The organism is Chryseobacterium jejuense (assembly GCF_017877355.1).
Taxonomy (GTDB): Bacteria; Bacteroidota; Bacteroidia; order Flavobacteriales; family Weeksellaceae; genus Chryseobacterium; species Chryseobacterium jejuense_A.
The window spans coordinates 128710-146523 of the sequence record NZ_JAGIPR010000012.1 but is presented as its reverse complement, the minus strand read 5'-3'; the positions used below and the strand labels follow the sequence as shown (position 1 = coordinate 146523).

Annotated in this window: 18 protein-coding genes; 14 read left to right on the top strand and 4 right to left on the bottom strand. The window is 35.3% G+C overall.

Annotated features, from left to right (window positions below; genetic code table 11):
* A partial coding sequence (locus tag J2772_RS20410) for a transposase (protein WP_209919967.1) occupies positions 1 to 145 on the top strand: 145 nt, incomplete at its 5' end.
* A 19-nt stretch (positions 146 to 164) separates the two neighbouring features.
* Here J2772_RS20410 and J2772_RS20405 read toward each other — a convergent pair.
* Positions 165 to 377, bottom strand: coding sequence for a hypothetical protein (locus tag J2772_RS20405; protein WP_209919963.1), 213 nt, complete (start codon positions 375 to 377; stop codon positions 165 to 167).
* A gap of 377 nt (positions 378 to 754) precedes the next feature.
* On the opposite strand from J2772_RS20405, the gene J2772_RS20400 reads away from it, so the two are divergent.
* From J2772_RS20400 to J2772_RS20360, 9 genes are all read left to right on the top strand, one after another.
* Positions 755 to 2977, top strand: a complete 2223-nt coding sequence (locus tag J2772_RS20400; protein WP_209919961.1) for a type VI secretion system Vgr family protein — start codon at positions 755 to 757, stop codon at positions 2975 to 2977.
* Positions 2978 to 2982: 5 nt separating this feature from the next.
* Positions 2983 to 4056, top strand: a complete 1074-nt coding sequence (locus J2772_RS20395; protein WP_209919959.1) for a hypothetical protein — start codon at positions 2983 to 2985, stop codon at positions 4054 to 4056.
* Positions 4057 to 4066: 10 nt separating this feature from the next.
* Entirely contained in the window at positions 4067 to 4498 is a 432-nt protein-coding gene (locus J2772_RS20390; RefSeq protein ID WP_209919958.1) for a hypothetical protein, read from the top strand.
* Positions 4498 to 4827: a DUF4280 domain-containing protein gene (locus J2772_RS20385; RefSeq protein WP_209919957.1), complete on the top strand. Its 330-nt coding sequence runs from the start codon at positions 4498 to 4500 to the stop codon at positions 4825 to 4827. The genes J2772_RS20390 and J2772_RS20385 overlap by 1 nt, the downstream gene beginning before the upstream one ends.
* A 321-nt stretch (positions 4828 to 5148) precedes the next feature.
* Entirely contained in the window at positions 5149 to 5931 is a 783-nt protein-coding gene (locus J2772_RS20380; RefSeq protein WP_209919955.1) for a DUF5694 domain-containing protein, read from the top strand.
* Between the two features lie 160 nt (positions 5932 to 6091).
* Positions 6092 to 7849 carry an alkaline phosphatase D family protein gene (locus J2772_RS20375; protein WP_410494449.1) on the top strand — a complete coding sequence of 586 codons (1758 nt, stop codon included), beginning with the start codon at positions 6092 to 6094 and terminating at the stop codon, positions 7847 to 7849.
* A 123-nt stretch (positions 7850 to 7972) separates the two neighbouring features.
* Positions 7973 to 8134 (top strand): hypothetical protein, encoded by a 162-nt coding sequence (locus J2772_RS20370; protein ID WP_209919952.1) that lies wholly within the window; start codon positions 7973 to 7975, stop codon positions 8132 to 8134.
* Between the two features lie 631 nt (positions 8135 to 8765).
* Positions 8766 to 10346, top strand: coding sequence for a Na+/H+ antiporter (locus J2772_RS20365; protein WP_209919950.1), 1581 nt, complete (start codon positions 8766 to 8768; stop codon positions 10344 to 10346).
* Positions 10347 to 10358: 12 nt separating this feature from the next.
* A complete protein-coding gene (locus tag J2772_RS20360; protein WP_209919948.1) occupies positions 10359 to 11405 on the top strand; it encodes an MBL fold metallo-hydrolase in 1047 nt (348 codons plus the stop codon).
* Positions 11406 to 11604: 199 nt separating this feature from the next.
* Here J2772_RS20360 and J2772_RS20355 read toward each other — a convergent pair whose 3' ends face one another.
* Both J2772_RS20355 and J2772_RS20350 read right to left on the bottom strand, forming a co-directional pair.
* Positions 11605 to 12462 carry a DUF4822 domain-containing protein gene (locus J2772_RS20355; RefSeq protein WP_209919946.1) on the bottom strand — a complete coding sequence of 286 codons (858 nt, stop codon included), beginning with the start codon at positions 12460 to 12462 and terminating at the stop codon, positions 11605 to 11607.
* A gap of 118 nt (positions 12463 to 12580) precedes the next feature.
* Positions 12581 to 13441 carry a hypothetical protein gene (locus J2772_RS20350; RefSeq protein WP_245365283.1) on the bottom strand — a complete coding sequence of 287 codons (861 nt, stop codon included), beginning with the start codon at positions 13439 to 13441 and terminating at the stop codon, positions 12581 to 12583.
* A 187-nt stretch (positions 13442 to 13628) separates the two neighbouring features.
* Here J2772_RS20350 and J2772_RS20345 point away from each other — a divergent pair, with 187 nt between their 5' ends.
* The 3 genes from J2772_RS20345 to J2772_RS20335 all read left to right on the top strand — a co-directional run bounded on the left by J2772_RS20345 (position 13629) and on the right by J2772_RS20335 (position 16234).
* On the top strand, positions 13629 to 14348 hold the full coding sequence (locus J2772_RS20345; RefSeq protein WP_209919945.1) for a DUF434 domain-containing protein: 720 nt from the start codon (positions 13629 to 13631) through the stop codon (positions 14346 to 14348).
* On the top strand, positions 14338 to 14994 hold the full coding sequence (locus J2772_RS20340; protein WP_245365282.1) for a hypothetical protein: 657 nt from the start codon (positions 14338 to 14340) through the stop codon (positions 14992 to 14994). The genes J2772_RS20345 and J2772_RS20340 overlap by 11 nt, the downstream gene beginning before the upstream one ends.
* A gap of 454 nt (positions 14995 to 15448) precedes the next feature.
* On the top strand, positions 15449 to 16234 hold the full coding sequence (locus J2772_RS20335) for a TatD family hydrolase (protein WP_209919927.1): 786 nt from the start codon (positions 15449 to 15451) through the stop codon (positions 16232 to 16234).
* Between the two features lie 83 nt (positions 16235 to 16317).
* On the opposite strand, the gene deoD is transcribed toward J2772_RS20335, so the two are convergent.
* Positions 16318 to 17028 carry a purine-nucleoside phosphorylase gene (gene deoD / locus J2772_RS20330; RefSeq protein ID WP_209919925.1) on the bottom strand — a complete coding sequence of 237 codons (711 nt, stop codon included), beginning with the start codon at positions 17026 to 17028 and terminating at the stop codon, positions 16318 to 16320.
* Between the two features lie 303 nt (positions 17029 to 17331).
* On the opposite strand from deoD, the gene J2772_RS20325 reads away from it, so the two are divergent.
* Complete coding sequence (locus J2772_RS20325) at positions 17332 to 17721, top strand: VOC family protein (protein WP_209919923.1); 390 nt, start codon at positions 17332 to 17334, stop codon at positions 17719 to 17721.
* Positions 17722 to 17814 lie beyond the last annotated feature (93 nt).

Sequence of the window (17814 nt, the reverse complement as noted above, 5' to 3'; positions counted from 1 at the left end):
CCATGATGTTGAACCTGTTTTTGCACAACTCAAACACAACAAAAATTTTAAACGATTCATGCTTCGGGGAAAAAATAAAGTCGAGGTAGAAATCGACATACTTGCAATTGCCCACAATCTGAACAAAATGTCAAAAGCAGCCTAAAACAGACTGTTTTTTTGACTTATATCTTCTTTTTTTCAAGATATTTTTTTAAAATCAAAATATCGAAATCTTTTTTCAATGAAATACAAAAAAGAGACTGTCCTTTTGAGACAGCCTCTTTTTTATTTCCCAAAATCACAACGCTGAAATATACGCTTAAACTTCTCTGTAAAAGCCTTGCTGTATTGGTATCTGAGTTGTCTTTGGCTAAAGAGTTTACATAAATTACCATTTTCGTTAATCTTTATTATCTCTCCAAATTTTATCAAATATTTTTACCTTAGCCCTTCCAAAAGTCTTCTATACCTAAATATGAACGTATAAAAACTTATTTTACCGATCTTTCTCCTTTATCTGTTTCAAAGGTATAATTACTAAATAATCCAGCTTTAAAAAGTATTTAAAGTAACCCAAATTATATTTTTGTCATGGTATTGAACGCCTTCTTTAAAAAATAGGACTTTTTTTTAAAGAATATATAACAGAGGTATAGATAAATTTTATTGAATCGTAGTTTTACTACACTTTTTTAAGTTTTTCAAAATTTGTATATGTGGTATTATTCATTTATCTATATTTGGTGATATAAACACAAATACCACAGTATTAATGAGAAAGAATATTTCCAATTCTGAAAAGATTTCAGAGAACCATATAGCAGGCATTAACCGTGTGGTTAAGCTTGACATTGTGGTTGAAGGGAAATCTATAAGTCATTTTAAACACTTTCGTTTACAGCAAAGTGCCAGAACACACCACTATTTTGAACTGACTCTAGCTCATGATTCTTTGGGTGAAATACAGAACCATAACCTTGAAGAAGCCCAACAATTTTTAGGAAAGCGAATTACAGTAACTTTTAAATATAAAGATCCTGAAAACGAAAGTCCTGAAAGAACATTTGTAGGAGTGATTACAAAAGTTGCATTTAGCCAAGAACAAATGAGCCTAGGTAATATTGTACTTAAAGGCTACAGCCCAACAATTCTGATGGATTCAGCTCCACATACTCAAAGTTTCGGAGGTAGTCAATCTGTAAATACAGCTATCATTGCAAATAGAATTATTAAGGAAGCATTAGGGACGAGTAAATTTGATTTCAGAATAGACACCCAGAATAAAGGCTACATTAACTACAGCTCTCAATATTGTGAAACTCATTACAACTACCTTGCAAGACTTGCAGAAGCTTATGGAGAACAGTTTTATTATGATGGGTACATACTACATTTTGGAAAACTCTCTCCCGCTGAAAAGCCTATACAGCTTATTTATGGAAGCAATATTACAGATGTACAAGTGGAATTAAAAGCAGTTCATACAAAACCTGAATACTTTGGTTACAACAGCAGTAGTCATACTAAAATGCTGGGCTCTAATGACAACATAAAACATTTAGGGAATTTATCAGCAAAAGCCTATGAATTGAATGATAATATTTTCAAAACAAGGTCACTTACTCCCACTCCCATTAATGCTAATATGTTTCTGGATGTGGATGATTCCCAAAAAAGTGCAAGAGGAAGTAAAGCCGTAGAGGTTTTTACGGCTTCAGGAAATACAACAGTTCCTTTTCTGTTTGTAGGTTGTGTAGCAGATATAGAAATGAGAAATCAAAACAGTAACCAAACTTCACACTTCACAACCCTGATGATAACAGAGGTAAGCCACGAAGTGGATGCTAGAGGTTATTATACAGGAAGTTTTGAAGCTATAGCCGAGGGAACGGGTTTCATGCCAAAACCTAATTTCATAATGCCAAAAGCAGAGCCACAAGTAGCAACGGTTATCTCCAATATTGACCCTTTGAATCAAGGGAGAATACAAGTGCAGTTTGATTGGCAGTTGAATGATACCACTCATTTTATCCGAATGATGAGTCCCGATGCTGGTGGAACAGATGTTATAAACCAGAATAGAGGTTTTGTGGCTGTTCCGGAAATTGGAGACCAAGTAATGGTTAACTTTGAATATCACAACCCAGACTTTCCATTTGCTATGGGTGGAATGTTTCACGGAGGTATAGGCTTAGGAGGTGGTACGGATAATCGTGTAAAATCTTTACAGACCAGAAGTGGGCACAGATTAGTGTTTACAGAGGATGAAAGTATCTTATTGACTGATAAAAGTGGTAACGAATTGAGATTTGATACAAAGGGAAGCAATATCAACATTACTGCTCCTGAAACCATAACCATAAAATCAAAGAACCTGAAATTTGATATTGAGGAGAATATTGAAACCAAAGCAGGAAAGAATATGGATACCAATGTTGGGCAGAACATTAAAATTATTGCCAAGCAGGAGATAAGCCAAGACAGTGGAAAGAAAACTATTATCAATGCTGGAACTAATACTGAAATATCAGCAAGAGCTCACCTAGACCTGTATGGTAAAGAAAAATTCATAGGTTATACAGATGGACAAACAGAGTTCGGAGCAAAAGATAGAATGCATGTATATGGAGCAAACTCATTATTGACTGCTAAAGATAAGATTGAGTACAAAGCTCCTCAAATGAATAAGCTCCCTCAAAATGGTGAGTTTGATTATACTAAAGAAAAGCAAATAGTAAGTGCCCAATGGATGGATGGTGATATGAAGGAGGTTATTGATACGGCTTTCATGGGGGAAAAGATAAGTATTTTGGTATATACTCGAAATTATGATGAAGGAGAGACTATTGACGTTGATGTCGAACATGATTATAATAATGAGAAAAAGAAAATGATTTATTCAGGAACTGTAAATAGGGAAGGGTTTGCAGAGTTAAAAGAAAAGGTTGAGATAAAAAAGAAAGAAAAAGAAGATACGAAAGAAACTAATATATAATTATTATGTCTGGAACAGTAACAATAACGGGTATAAATGGAAGTGTTAACTTCCAACATTTGAAAGTAAATATCGCTCCATTCAAGCAATATATATTGGTTTCTGGATTATTTTATCCTGATGACCATAACAATTATAAGCTTTCAGGCTCTTTTGATAAATACGTTCAAAGCTATGTGAAGAAAATCATCCAAAGCCAAAAGGGAAATGATTTTATTATTTATGATGTTAATATTTTAGAAGGAACTATTACTAAAACTGAATATTTTGCAAACTCATCGCCTAAGAAAAGCACACTAACATTTGATAAGGTAATCAATAGTGACTATGTGACAGCTAATAATAGCATTCGATTTGAGAACAATAATAAAAAGATAGTTTCAAAAACTGATATTTATAAATTGATTGAAGATATAGGAACAAATAACCCTAATACATTACAGGAGGTTCATGTCTTTTCTCATGCATATTGGAATGGTCCAATTTTAGTAAATACAGATAGTGGAGGAGGAGATTGTGATATGAGAAAAGCTGACTTTACTTCAGGGACGATTAATGCTACAAATTTTAAAAATGCATTTACAAATTCTGGATTTATGAAAATCTGGGGATGTAGCTTTCCTGTTGCAACAAATGCTCTCTTTTCAAAGTTTAGGAATAACAAACAGTATAGTACTACTAAAACAATATCTGATTCTACTATTTTTAGTTTTGTACCTAATACATTTTATTATCATCCTAGTGGTTCGTTACCTGTTGATTTGACTCCTCAAATCAATGGCATATTAGGTACAACCTATAAAGTAAAAGACTCAATAAAGCTAACATTTTTAGAAATAAAGAAAATACTAGCATATAATTACCTTAGTGTATATGCAGGAGTAATTGCAAAAAAAATAGGTATTAAGGTTATATCTGCTTTACCAGCAACTTATGCCAATATAGACCCAACATTTCATATTGCACCAAGTACAATGGCAAATGTAACACTCTATAAAAAGCACTTAGATATTAAAATTGAAGATGGAAATTACGGTCTCTATGATGAATCAACGGTTCAAAGGTTAGAAGCAATTTAATAGTTAAAAAATGAAAAAAATAATCTTATTTTTTGTTATATTATTGAACATTTTAATAAATGGACAAATAAAAAATATTTATACTGGAAAAGTAGATAGTATTGTGATAAAGAATTTTTCCTATTATGATAAGGAAACTTCTACAGTCAATGATACTAATGAAAGTAACTCTATTCAACTACTGAATAGTAAAAGATTGAAAGAGAAACAAATAGTTTTACTTAATGGACTTTTAAAAGCAAAAAAAAGCTATTTGCCTGAGAGAGCTTTGTTATCACATTTTAATAAAAAAATTGAATTCTTTCTTAATGGTGGTAAAATACAGGATATTACAATTTCAACATTGACTAAGAATATCACAATCTATAATAAAGAAAAATTGGTTTATAAAGCTAAAATGTCATCTTATCTGGAAAAAGGAATTTTAAATATTGAGAAATAATGTCCTGGCACATCACTGATACAACCCAGCTAAAATGTGATAAAGGAACTTTACCAGCTCCGCTCACAGTAACTAGTCAATCCTTTATGAGTATGGATGGAAAGCTACAGGCTACCGAAGAGGACAAACAGCCTAACACTAACATTAAGCCTTTTGGAATGTGTAGTGTTTTGAGGTCTTCCTGTACACCTTCACCGATTAAATGGGACAATACCTCTGATTTTGAAATTGAAGGTAAAAAAGAGTTGTTAGACAGTTCTACATGCCAATGTTCTATTGGCGGTAAAATCTCTATTGTACAGTCGGCTCAGAATTTTGTTGAAGAATAGACAATAATCAATCCGAACTCAGGTTAATTTAAAGGCAAGAGTATAATCTCTTTGTATACGTTTTTCTCTTTTAAATTCTTATTTTTTCATAAATAAGTCAATTAATTGTCAACTTATTGTAGGATGGGACAATATATTATACTGTAAAGATAAATTCTTCAGCCAAACAATCTAAAATAGACTTTAGTCAATACTTCTTTTTGAATCTAATTCAGAAAAATCTAAACTTTTTACTATTTCATCGGATAAATAAGCCTTTTCGTCGATATAGGGTTGTTTTCTTTTGTACCACTTTCTATTTTTGAACCATAAATTAAAACTATGAAAAGAATAAGTGTTATTTGTGGATTTTTGATGAGCATGTGGTTATCAGCACAAAAGATAGAGGTACTTAATTTTGCTACCTTTCATATGGGGGAAACACCGGATGCAGCAAAGGTTAGTTTTGATCCGAAAAGCGAGAAAAGTCAAAAAGAAGTTTTGGAAATTGCAAAACTGCTTGCTGAATTTAAACCAACAGTTATTTGTGTTGAGCTTCTTCCGGCTGAGAATGAAAAGATCCGGAATGATTATCAGAACTTCTTAAAGAATAAAAACTTTAAAACAGCTTATGAAGGCGAAGTTTCGCTACTGGCCTATCAGATTGCAAAAATAGCCAACGTGAAAAAAATATATGGAATTGATGAACAGGAAACGGGCCAATACAATTATAGACTAGGGGAACAACTGAAAGATCAGGTAGATAAGATCACATATAAACGTTTTATAACCACATTTATTGAAGGATTTGGAAAACATGAAAACCTTTCTGTAAAAGAAAAACTTATTGATTATAATAAAGAATCCACTTTACAGGAACTGATTACGGCTAATGCTGATATTTTGACTTATGTAAGTACCGCAAATAATTTTGAGGGAGCGGATGAAGCTGCCAAATATTACAGAAGAAATCTGAGAATGTATTCTAACCTTAATCAGATTCCGCTTTCTGAAAACGATAAAGTCCTTATTATTTCCGGAGCTACTCATGCTGCATTTTTCAGTGAGTTTTTAAAACGAAGTCCAAAATACCAGACTGTAGATGTATTTAAATATCTGAAATAAATGATTTGAGAGGGCAATTAGTCCTCTCAAATCATTTTTAATTATCCTATGTTTTAGAAAAATTATGTTAAACATATGTTTAAAAAAGCGTAAAGAATAATTAAAACTCAGTTAACAGCCTTCTTCCACGGATACCGTTGCTTTGCAGAAAAAAGTAATGATGGAAAATGAAAATAACAATCTACTTAACAGAAGACGTTTCCTTAAGAATTCACTGCTGGCAGCCGGAGGGCTTTTTATTGCTCCTCTGATTATAAGTTGTAGTGATGATGATTTTACTGAGGGAGGAATGGCTCCCAATGATCTTAAAAATTCAGGCTTTGATACCGGAGTTGCCAGTTTTGATCCTACAGCAACAGGAATTATTCTATGGACAAGATATTCTGGAGGAGCTGATGCTGAGATTACCTGGGAAATAAGCAGAAATAGTAATTTTTCTGAGGTTTTAAGAAGAGGAAAAGCTAGTGCTTCAATGATCAATGACTTTACTGTGGCGGTAGATGTACAGAATATTCCATCCAATACCAAATACTACTATAGATTTTATAACCTCAACACCAAAGAAGCCAGTGTAACAGGAGAAACCATTACCTTACCATCCCAAACAGATTCCGTTAATGATGTGAAAATGGCAGTGGTATCATGTTCCAATTTCCCTGCAGGACTTTTCAATGTATATGGAGCAGTTGCCAAATCTGAAGCTGATGTAGTAGTACACCTTGGCGATTATATCTATGAATATGCTCCGGGACAGTACGGAACCAATCCATACACCAATCAACTGGGCAGAGCTCATAAACCTGCAAAAGAAATCCTAAATCTGAACGATTACAGAGAAAGATACAGACAATACAGAAGCGACAAAAATCTTCAGTTGGCTCATCAGAAAAAACCTTTTATCTGTGTGTGGGACGACCACGAATTTGCAAATGATACTTATAAATCCGGAGCAGAAAACCATCAGCCGAATGAAGGTGATTTTGAACTAAGAAAAAAGGCAGCTTTCCAAGCATACAGTGAATATATTCCGCTTAAAACAGGTAAAGATCTTAGAATTTACAGAAGCTTCAACTTCGGAAATATTGTTTCCCTTTACATGATGGATACAAGGGTGATTGCAAGAGATAAGCAATTAGAGTATTCAGATTATTTGGATAATGCGGGAAACTTCGATCAGGTGAAATTTAAAACTGCTTTTTTAGATTCTAACAGAAAGCTTATTGGAAGTGAGCAAATGGCTTGGTTAGGCTCCCAGATCAATGCTGATACTGCAAAGTGGAAAGTATTAGGACAACAGATCCTGATGACCAAAATGATGGTTCCTGCAGAGTTATTAATGCTGCTTAATCAGATTTTAGCAGAAATAAAAAAGCTAGGAAGCGCTCAGCCGGCTACCATGCAGGCTCTTCAGAGTACGATTGCCCAACTGATGGTTTTAAAAGCCAGACACAAAGCTCAGGATCCTACCCTTACCCCACAGGAAATAGCAAGAATTACGACTACCTTACCTTATAATCTGGATGCTTGGGACGGATATTTCATGGAAAGAGAACAGCTATATTCTGTCCTTGCAGGTAAAAAAGTAGTAGTGCTGGCAGGTGATACACACAATGCATGGTTAGGGACACTTACCAATGCACAAGGGAAAATGATCGGAACTGAGTTAGCATGTAGTTCTGTTTCTTCACCAGGTCTTGAAGGTTATCTTGGAATCACATCAGATCCTAGTCAGGCAATTGCATTGGCTCAGGCATTTTCATCGCTAATCGATGATCTGGAGTATGCAAACCTTTATAAAAGAGGATATCTGCATGTGAAATTTACGGCAGGAGAATCCATTGCAGAATGGAGATTTGTAGACAATGTTACCTCAGAAATTTATAATACGACTACAGAAAAAATACACACAATCTCATAGTTTTAAAAAACATATCTTATTTTCAATTTTGTACAGAGCTTCAGGGAACACTGGAGCCATGGGAATCTGTGCAGGAGCTGGATATACAGCCAATGCAGCAATCATAGAATTAAAACGGTGGGAATGATAAGTGCTGTAAATATCGGATCTATGTTCAGAAACGGATGGGAAAACAAAGTAAAAGAGGCAGATGCATTGCCTTATTTACTGGCAGGTTCCAATACAAGAACAGCTGATGCCGAAAGTACAGAAGTTCAAACTAATCCACTGGCACCTATGAGATAAGAAGATGCACCTAATGAAGAACTAAGAGAAGCTTGGGAATATTATCACACAGACCGTTGTCAATACCCTACAGCACCCGGTTTTGCTACAACAAGAAGCTTAACTCAGATTATCTCTTATGATGCGTACAACAAAGCAGAAGCCTTCTTTACCCAACCATTTCTGGCTATTGTAGGAAGTCTGGCAGGAAGCGCATGGATGAGTGATGATTTGCTTGAGCGTGCAGTCTCTACAGATAAGAGAAAACTATGTCAATGAAGCTGTAGGTCAGTTGGTGCCATTTTTTCAGCAAAAATTAGCTTAACAAAACTTGATTGAAATAGGTTGCCTCAAAAATCAAGAAATAGACTTTTGTCATTCTGAGAGCAGCGAAGAATCTCTAAAAAACAAATAATTAAGGTTCTTCATTACTGAACTACGTTCACAGATTTGTAAGCCTGTATCAGAATGACACCTTTGAGACAGCCTCTTTTAATTTATCATCAACTCACAAGAGTTGATGATTTAAAAATGAAAAATTCCTGAACAAAATCCCTATAGATATTTTTCGGTTAAGTTTGAAAACCAGATAAAAAACAATCATATTTATCAAAAAATATATAAATTGGTTTAAAAATTAATTGAGAAACAAATGGTGGAAAATTTTATTTATTATCTGGGGCTGGTTCTGGTCATTATTGGAGCTATAATGCTGGCCAATCGATTAAAAGTAGCTTATCCTATTATATTGGTGATTGCCGGCCTGCTTATTAGCTTTATTCCTGGTTTGCCACCCATAAAAATTGATCCTGAACTTATATTTATTATTTTTTTACCCCCATTATTATACGAAGCCGCTTTTGCCGTTTCATGGAAGGAAATCTGGAAACTGAGGCGGATCATCACCAGTTTTGCTTTTATTGTCGTTTTTCTTACAGCTATATCGGTAGCTTTTGTTGCCAATTCATATATTCCCGGATTTTCATTGGCATTAGGCTTTGTGTTGGGAGGAATTGTTTCTCCGCCTGATGCCGTGAGTGCGGGAGCTATTTTAAAATTTGTAAAAGTTCCTAAAAATCTATCTACTGTTTTAGAAGGCGAGAGTCTGTTTAATGATGCTTCTTCATTAATTATTTTTAGGTTTGCTATGGTGGCTGTAGCTACCGGACAATTTATATGGCAGGATGCAGTGGTAAGCTTTGGATGGATGGTATTCGGAGGATTGGGAATAGGTCTAGTACTGGCGTTTATATTTCTCAAAATTGAAAGAATATTTCCCACTGATGTCAATATGGATGCCATACTCAGTCTGATAGCTCCTTATGTGATGTATATTGCTGCTGAAGAAGTTCATTCATCCGGTGTTTTGGCAGTAGTAAGTGGAGGATTATTTCTTTCCATCAGAAGACATGAAATTTTCCGAACCTCAGAATCAAGGCTTAAAGGTTCCAATGTATGGGAAAGCTTTGTCTTTCTGATTAACGGAATTGTGTTTCTATTAATCGGATTAGATCTGCCGGAGATTATGGTAGGTCTGAATAAAGAAGGAATAAGCCTTACAGATGCGATTACTTATGGCTTACTCATTACAGCAGTTCTGATTATCGTCCGTTTCTTATCCTCTTTTGGAGCTGTTTTCATAACCTTAATTATGCGAAACTTCATTAATGTAGCTGATAGAGATCCGGGAATGAAAGCACCAATACTCATGAGCTGGACAGGAATGCGCGGAGTAGTGTCACTGGCCGCAGCTTTATCAATTCCTGTCGTAATGGAAAACGGGCAGCCTTTTCCCCATCGTGATCTCATTCTCTTTATTACCTTTATCGTGATTTTAGCAACCCTTATCATTCAGGGGTTAACATTACCGGTATTGATAAAAAAACTTAATTTATCTGATTCCGGAAGAGGATATCTCTCTGAAGAAGAATCAGAACACTTTTTAAGAAAAGAAATGCGTCGCATTGCCTTAAAATATCTCAACGAAAATTATAAAGAAAGAAGAAACGAAAATGAATATTTCAACAGGCTGATGGATCGTTGGGAGCAGGAAGACAAAGAAAATTCCGTACATAAACTGTCTGATGAAGCCAAAGAAATTTACTTTGAAACGCTGGAACAGCAGCGCATCTGGCTTCGGGAAGAAAACAGAAGAAATCTGAATATTGACGAAGAATATATAAGACATTATTTAACAAGGCTGGATCTTGAAGAAGAAAGGCTGAGAATGTAAAAAAATAAGGAAATGAATTTAGTAAAACAGCTCGGGCAGTTTCCTGATGAAAAAAGAAAGGAATACTTCAGCACACTTCCCAATTATGCCAATGGGAGATTTCAGAATATACTCAACACACCAGCTTTATTGGAAGGCGAAAGTATGACCAAAGCCCTCTTTAACAGTTTGTGTAAAGTGGAAAACACATCACCAAAGTCTACCCTTCCATTTGTTGTCACGGATTTAAAAAAACTTTCTCTGGAAGAAAACGTGTTGGTATGGTTTGGGCATAGCTCATATTTTATACAGGTTGATGGCAAAAAATTCCTGATAGATCCTGTTTTCAGTGGGAATGCCTCACCAATGCCCGGGTCTATAAAAGCATTTCCGGGTGCAGATTACTATAAGCCGGAACATATGCCGGATATAGACTTTCTATTGATTTCCCACGATCATTGGGATCATCTGGATTATAAAACCGTACAGGAATTAAAAAGCAGAGTAGGAACAGTAATTTGTGGATTGGGAACAGGACAGCACTTCGAATACTGGGGTTGGAAATCAGAAAAAATCATTGAAAAGAACTGGTGGGAAAGTATCGATATTGCAGAAGGTTTCAGAATTACCCTTACACCGGCAAGACATTTCTCCGGAAGGCTGCTGAATAGAAATATTTCACTCTGGACTTCCTTTGTACTGAAAACACCTACCAAAGACCTGTTTTTAGGGGGTGATAGCGGTTACGGAAATCATTTTACAGAAATAGGAAATAAATATGGTCCGTTTGACCTTGCTGTTATGGAATGCGGCCAGTACAATGAAAAATGGCCCTACATTCATACATTACCGGATCAGCTTATCGGAGAAATACGGGAATTAAAAGCAAAAAACTTTATCCCTGTGCATCATTCAAAATTCAAACTTTCTCAGCATGCATGGTTTGAACCCGTAGAATTGGCCGCTAAAAATGCAGAAGATAGTAACCAACCCATTACTTTACCTGTTATAGGTGAAAAAGTAGATATGGACCAGTTAGGAAATGTAATTTGGAAAAAATGGTGGGAAGAATATTGGTAAGAAATGAAACTATTTTATATCCTGCCTGAATTAAAAATGAAAAACAACTGTTATTCTGAATGAAGCGAAGAGGAAAGAAGAACCTCTTACCGATTTTCAGGTATTCTCTTCAAAATGAGAACAAGTAACTTATTGAATCAATAAAATTAAAAACCTGCCCATAATGGACAGGTTTTCCTTATTATAAAAAAAATAATCACTACTGAGGTTCTTTGTGAGAATCCTTAGTATGTATGATATCGTAAAATACAGTCGGCTGGGTGGCATCAGGAGTAATTCTGTAAGTAAACGTAGTTTCGTTCAGTACAAGAATCTCTACAGTACGGGTGAAAAGTACATTACCATTAGCATCTACAGCAACCAAAGTTCTGGTCTTTCCATCAGGAGAAATAGTCCATGTTCCCTGAGATCTTAGTACATCATTTAATCCGAAGATTTTAAAAGTTCCATTAGCTTTGAAGTAAGAATATCCTACATAACCAGCTACACTTGCATTGTCTAAAGCTACATCACTACCACTATTATTTTTGGCTCCTGTAGTCTTCCATGGAGTAGAAGCTAAGGTAAGCTGTCCGTTTTTAGGCTCTGCATGGGGAGTTCTTGTATGGATAATATCATAATAAATAGATGGGTCAGCAGCATTAGGGCGAATTCTGTACGTAAATTCATTTCTGTTTAAAACAAGAATTTCAACATCACGTTTGAAAATGGTTGTTGCATCAGGATTTAAAGCTGTAATAGTTCTTGTTTTTCCCTGAGCATCTACAGACCATATTCCTCTTGATCTCAATACATCAGTTAAGCTGTAAATAGCAAAGTTTCCGTCTGCTTTAAAATAAGCAAAACCTACATATCCGGCTACGCTGGCATCAGTTAAGGCTACATTAGCCCCGTTTTTATCTTTAGCTCCCGTAGTTTCCCATGGAGTAGAAGCCAGAACCTGTGAGGGAGTCTGTTGTTCAATAATAATTTCGTTGTCATCGCTGGAACATGAAACGAAAGATGCAGATAGAAGAATCGCTGCAGAGAGATAACATAGTTTTTTCAGTGTATTCATAAGAGTATTTTTAAGTCTTTGCAAACTTATCTCTAATACACCTTAAAAGTGTTGTATAAAATATCTCTTTTGTTGTAAAAAATATAACCGATATTCTGTTGAATTGAATAATATGATATTACCAGCCTGTCACCAAAAGATTTCTAGCTGCTTTTACACTGCATTTCTGATATTTTGAATAGGCCAATGCTGCACGGCTTCTGATCTGTTCTGCTGTTTCATGATTAATATATCCCGTTAAAGCATCATGAAGAATATAAGCTTCGGGAGCCATCAGATGAGTTGTCCATACCAAAGGATTAGCTTTTGTTTCCTGTAATAAAGGGGAGAAAAACTTTTTACTGTAGCAAGCTAAGATAATGCAATCCCTTGTTTGTCCATCCCTATTTTTAAAAGATTCTGAGAGCTGGAAATCCATCAATCCATCATGGCCTACATAAGAAACAAGTTTAGCATTTCCGTAAAGCCCAATTTTGGTATTATTAACGGAAAGTACATCCTTCATCTGCCCTGAACTGCTGTAGAAAAAATCCTTTGTACAATTTTTAATATACTCACCATCATAAGCATCAGCAACCAAATAATAGTTTTTCTTTGAAGCATGCTGGAAAATAAGCCTTTCCATTCTTATTGAATCCTTCTTTTCAGATTTTAAGAACTTCCAATCTTTACTCTTTTTGAAATAAGTCCTGATCCCATAACCAGCTCCCCAATATAAATTCTGATCAGGATCCTGTCCATTTCCTATTTTTTCAGGAACCGGAACAATGCCCTGATATTTATTGTCACATAAAGCAACCAGAACATGGATAGTTTGGGTGTTTTTATCGAAATTATCAACACTCTTCAAATGTTCCGTATCTTTTTTCACTCCAAAAATATTCACAGTCTTTTCTTTGCCTTTACTTTCACAACTTTGAAAAAATAAACAGCAAGAAAAGAAGAATAAAATAATGGAAAGTTGATTCGATATTTTCATGACGTTGTGCATTTTCTTTAAAAGTACAATAAACAGTCAGTACAGACAATTATTTATCCAATTTTAAAGCTAAGGCTTTCAGTAATTTATATTCTATTTTCCTCAGATCTCACAGATTACAGTAGAAAAATCTGCGTTATCTGCCCAATCTGAGAGAACGTTATCTTTAAAAGCTTTATTTTTGAGTATGAATAACAGAAACCGCGGAAAAAATACAGGCGATGATGCGCTGTTCGGTTCAGAAAAACAGATCAGTAAGCTAAAATTTGCTGTTCAGGATATGCAGTATTTACTCACAAGAGGATATGCAGAAAAAGCAGCCTCTGATCTTGTTGGAAACAGATACAGACTAAAAACACGACAGATACAGGCACTGCGTGGCGCTTCAGCATCCGAGGGACAGATTCATGACAGAAAATTGAAACAACAGGATATTTCAGATCTGAAAGATAAAACAGTTTATCTTGACGGTTTCAATGTATTGATCTTATTGGAAAGCCTGTTGTCAGAAGCGTATATTTTTGAAGGGGTTGATGGTTGTTTCCGGGATCTGTCCGGTGTTCACGGAACGTATAAGAGAGTAAACCAAACACAAAGAGCAATAGAACTTGTTGCTATATTTTTTCAAAAATCTCAGGCTCAGAAATTGGTCTGGATTTTTGACCAACCGGTTTCTAACAGTGGAAGAATTAAACAGATCGTTCTTGATTTTGCTATTGAAAATCAACTGAACTGGGAAGTTGAATTACAGTTTAGTCCGGATAAATTTCTAGCGGAAAGTTCAGAGGTCATTATTTCTTCAGATGCCTGGATTCTGGATCACTGCAAAGAATGGTTCAATCTCATAAGCTACCTCCTCAAAGAAGAAAACCTCTTCGTTAATCTGATACAATGTTATGATGAATAAAATTGAACAATATATTCCATGGATTTCTGAAAGCTGGAAGGAAAAATATGAAGCTATTTTATCAGAAGAACATCTGAAAAACCTGTCACAGCATATTCAACAATTTCAGGATAAGACTTTGGAGTGGAATCTTCCTTATTTCAATGAAGAAATTGAGATCAACAGGGATGAAATCTTTAATCAATTTATCAACATTTTTAATAGGAATGATACTGATGAGGTTAAAGCAAAGCAGTTGGAGTCCATTCCATTTGAAAACTGGCTGATTGTTTTAGGTCAAAGACTTACTTCTGCAAGTATCCGTGATGAAAATACAGTTCCACCACTGAATTCAGTCTTGATAAAAGCCTGTAAAGAACCATTTAACGGAGAAATTACCATTGCCCAACGCGCTTGGGAGAAACATACCGGAAGAATGGGCGATGATGACTTCTGGGGTGAAGTGAAGGGAAATAATCAGCAAAAGCAGGAAAAAGTAATGATGAAAATTCAGTACATCCTTGAAAATAAAACGTGGTGGAATGTCTTCTTTCATTATAAACATGAACTTGTTTTTGAAGTCAGAGAAAAAGAAGGCCACGGTATCCGCTGGAGCCACGGTGGAACCCGGCTGATAGGTTTTCTGGAAAAATTTATCAATGAATAAAAAGGCTGGAAGCGGGAAGAAGGAAGCTGGATGTTACTTTTTGTCCTATAACGTCTAACAATCCTTTTATAGATTTCTTCTAAAAAATATAATTGATCCTTATGACCTCGTAACTTCCATTTCACAGCTTCTAACCAACATTTTTTTTTCACTACGCAAAAATATTGCGTTCCTGATTGATAATTTTGCCCGTGTATTTCAAACGTACCATAACAAAAGAATCTAGCCCAAAACAAAACGAAAACTGGGAAATTAAAACCCATACAAAATAAATAACGCTAATAGAGATTGAAAATGTTAGAAGCGGAAAGTTGCTTTTAGTCATATAATTACGGTGAGCTACAAGAACAGGAATATTAAAAACAAAAAAATAATAGCCATTCTATGACTTTCATAACCTCCATCTTCCAACTCCCATCTTTCAGCATAATAATAACACAAAAATTTAAAACAAATGAATACATACATTGATATTGGCATTAACCTGACCAATAAACAGTTCTACAATGAACAAGAAGAAGTAATTAATCGCGCTCTGGATAATGGAGTAGACTATATGATTCTCACCGGAACAAGCGTTCGCGGAAGCAAAGAATCTGCAGCAATAGCAGAAGATTATCCTGATGTTATATTTTCAACAGCGGGAATTCATCCCCATGATGCAAAATCTTTTAATCATGAAAGTATTAATGAGCTTAGAAAGCTGTTGAAACAGGATCAAGTCATTTCAGTAGGTGAGTGCGGATTGGATTTCGATCGTGATTTCTCACCAAGACCTGTTCAGGAGAAATGCTATAAAGCCCAGCTGGAACTGGCAATAGAAGTTGATAAACCTCTTTTCCTTCATGAAAGATCTGCTTTTAAAAGGTTTAATGAAATGACAGATGACTATCTTTCCAAACTGCCAGAAGCCGTTGTGCACTGCTTTACAGGAACATTAGATGAAGCGAAAGTATATCTGGACAAAGGATTTTATCTGGGGTTTACCGGAGCCATCAGTGATGAAAAAAGATTTAAACATTTAGAAGAAGTCATCCGATATGTTCCTCTGGACAGAATGATGATTGAGACAGACGCCCCCTTCATGCTTCCGAAGAATATGCCGAGAATGCAGAACAGACGAAATGAACCTTCCTTTCTGCCCTATGTAGCACAGACGATTGCCCATTTGAAGAAGATCAGCATTTCCGAAGTTGCCGACGAAACTACTGAAACCGCCAGAAAATTTTTCAGACTATAAAAAAGAGCTCTACTGATTCAGTAAAGCTCTTTTTAATTATAATGTTGAAAGGTTAATAGGTTAATTTGCCTTTTATCCTTTTCTTATAAACTCTTGATGGCAGACTCCAATGCCAATTCCATCATTGGCTTCAAAGCAGTTTCTCTTTCGTCTGCAGAAATTTTTTCATGAGTTGGGATAATATCAGTTACCGTTAAGATAGTAGCTGCATTCTTACCTAGGTACTGAGCATTCGCAAATAATCCGAAAGCTTCCATTTCTACTGCAGGACAGTTATATTTGGTAGCAATTTCAGGAGTGTTAGGATCTTTTCTGTAGAAAATATCACTACTGTGGATGTTGATCGCTTTAGCATCAATAGATAATTCTTTAGAAGTCTCATTGATTGTATTGAAGATATTTCCCTGGTGAGAAAGAATGTCTTCTTCAATTCCCCATGCATATTTAGCATACGTACTTTCGCTGGCAGCATTTTCAATATTTAAAATATCAAAAAGCTTAAGGTCTGTATTGTAAGCTCCACAAGTTCCGATTCTGATGATCGTGTCTACTTCATATTCTGTAAATAGCTCAAAAGAATAGATCCCGATACTTGGGAATCCCATTCCACTAGCCCCTACAGTGATTTCTTTCCCTTTGTAAAGACCTGTATAATAAAAGATACCTCTGGTTTTGCTTACCAGTTTTGCATTTTCTAAATAATTTTCAGCAATATACTGTGCACGAAGCGGATCCCCCGGCTGCAATACTACTTTAGCAATTTCTCCTTTTTTTGCACTGATGTGAATACTCATAATGTTATTTTGAATGGCACAAAGATAATAACTTTTATATTGACATCATCATTGTAAAAAGTGAAATGAAGAAGCCAATTTATAAGAATGTAATGGGTAAATAATTGTATACAAGTATTTTGTTTGCTGCTTTCGAACTCGAGACTTAGGATCTTTGTTTTTTAGTCTGTCTCAAAAAATCCTCCTGCCAAGATGAAAAAATAAAACAGGCAAATACAGAACAAAGATAGAATAACAGAGAGCGGATATACCATCGTTATGCAGGCTACTTTTACAGTGTTAATCATATTAAAGTTTTAAAAGATGAAAATAGAACATATTGCAGTTTGGGTGAAAGATCTTGAGAAAACCAGAGCATTTTACCAGAAATACTTTGGAGCTGTTTCCAATGAAAAATATGTGAATCCAATGAAAAATTTTCAATCCTACTTTCTTAGCTTTGAGAATGGTTGTCGTCTTGAAATCATGACCAGACCGGATATTTCCGAAAGCGGAAATTCCTACGAATCCCAACAGTTCGGGATCATCCATTTTGCATTCTCCGCAGGAAGTAAGGAAAAAGTAAATGAGCTTACAGAAACCTTAAGAAAAGATGGTTATACCATTGCTGGTGAACCCAGAACAACTGGAGACGGATATTTTGAAAGCGTCATCCTCGATCCGGAAAACAATATCATTGAAATAGTAGCCTAACCTGTCATTGCGAGGAGCACCAGCGACGAAGCAATCTCTTTATTCTTCTAAAACTTCTACTGTTGGAAAAACTAATGGGCGCTAAGATTAATA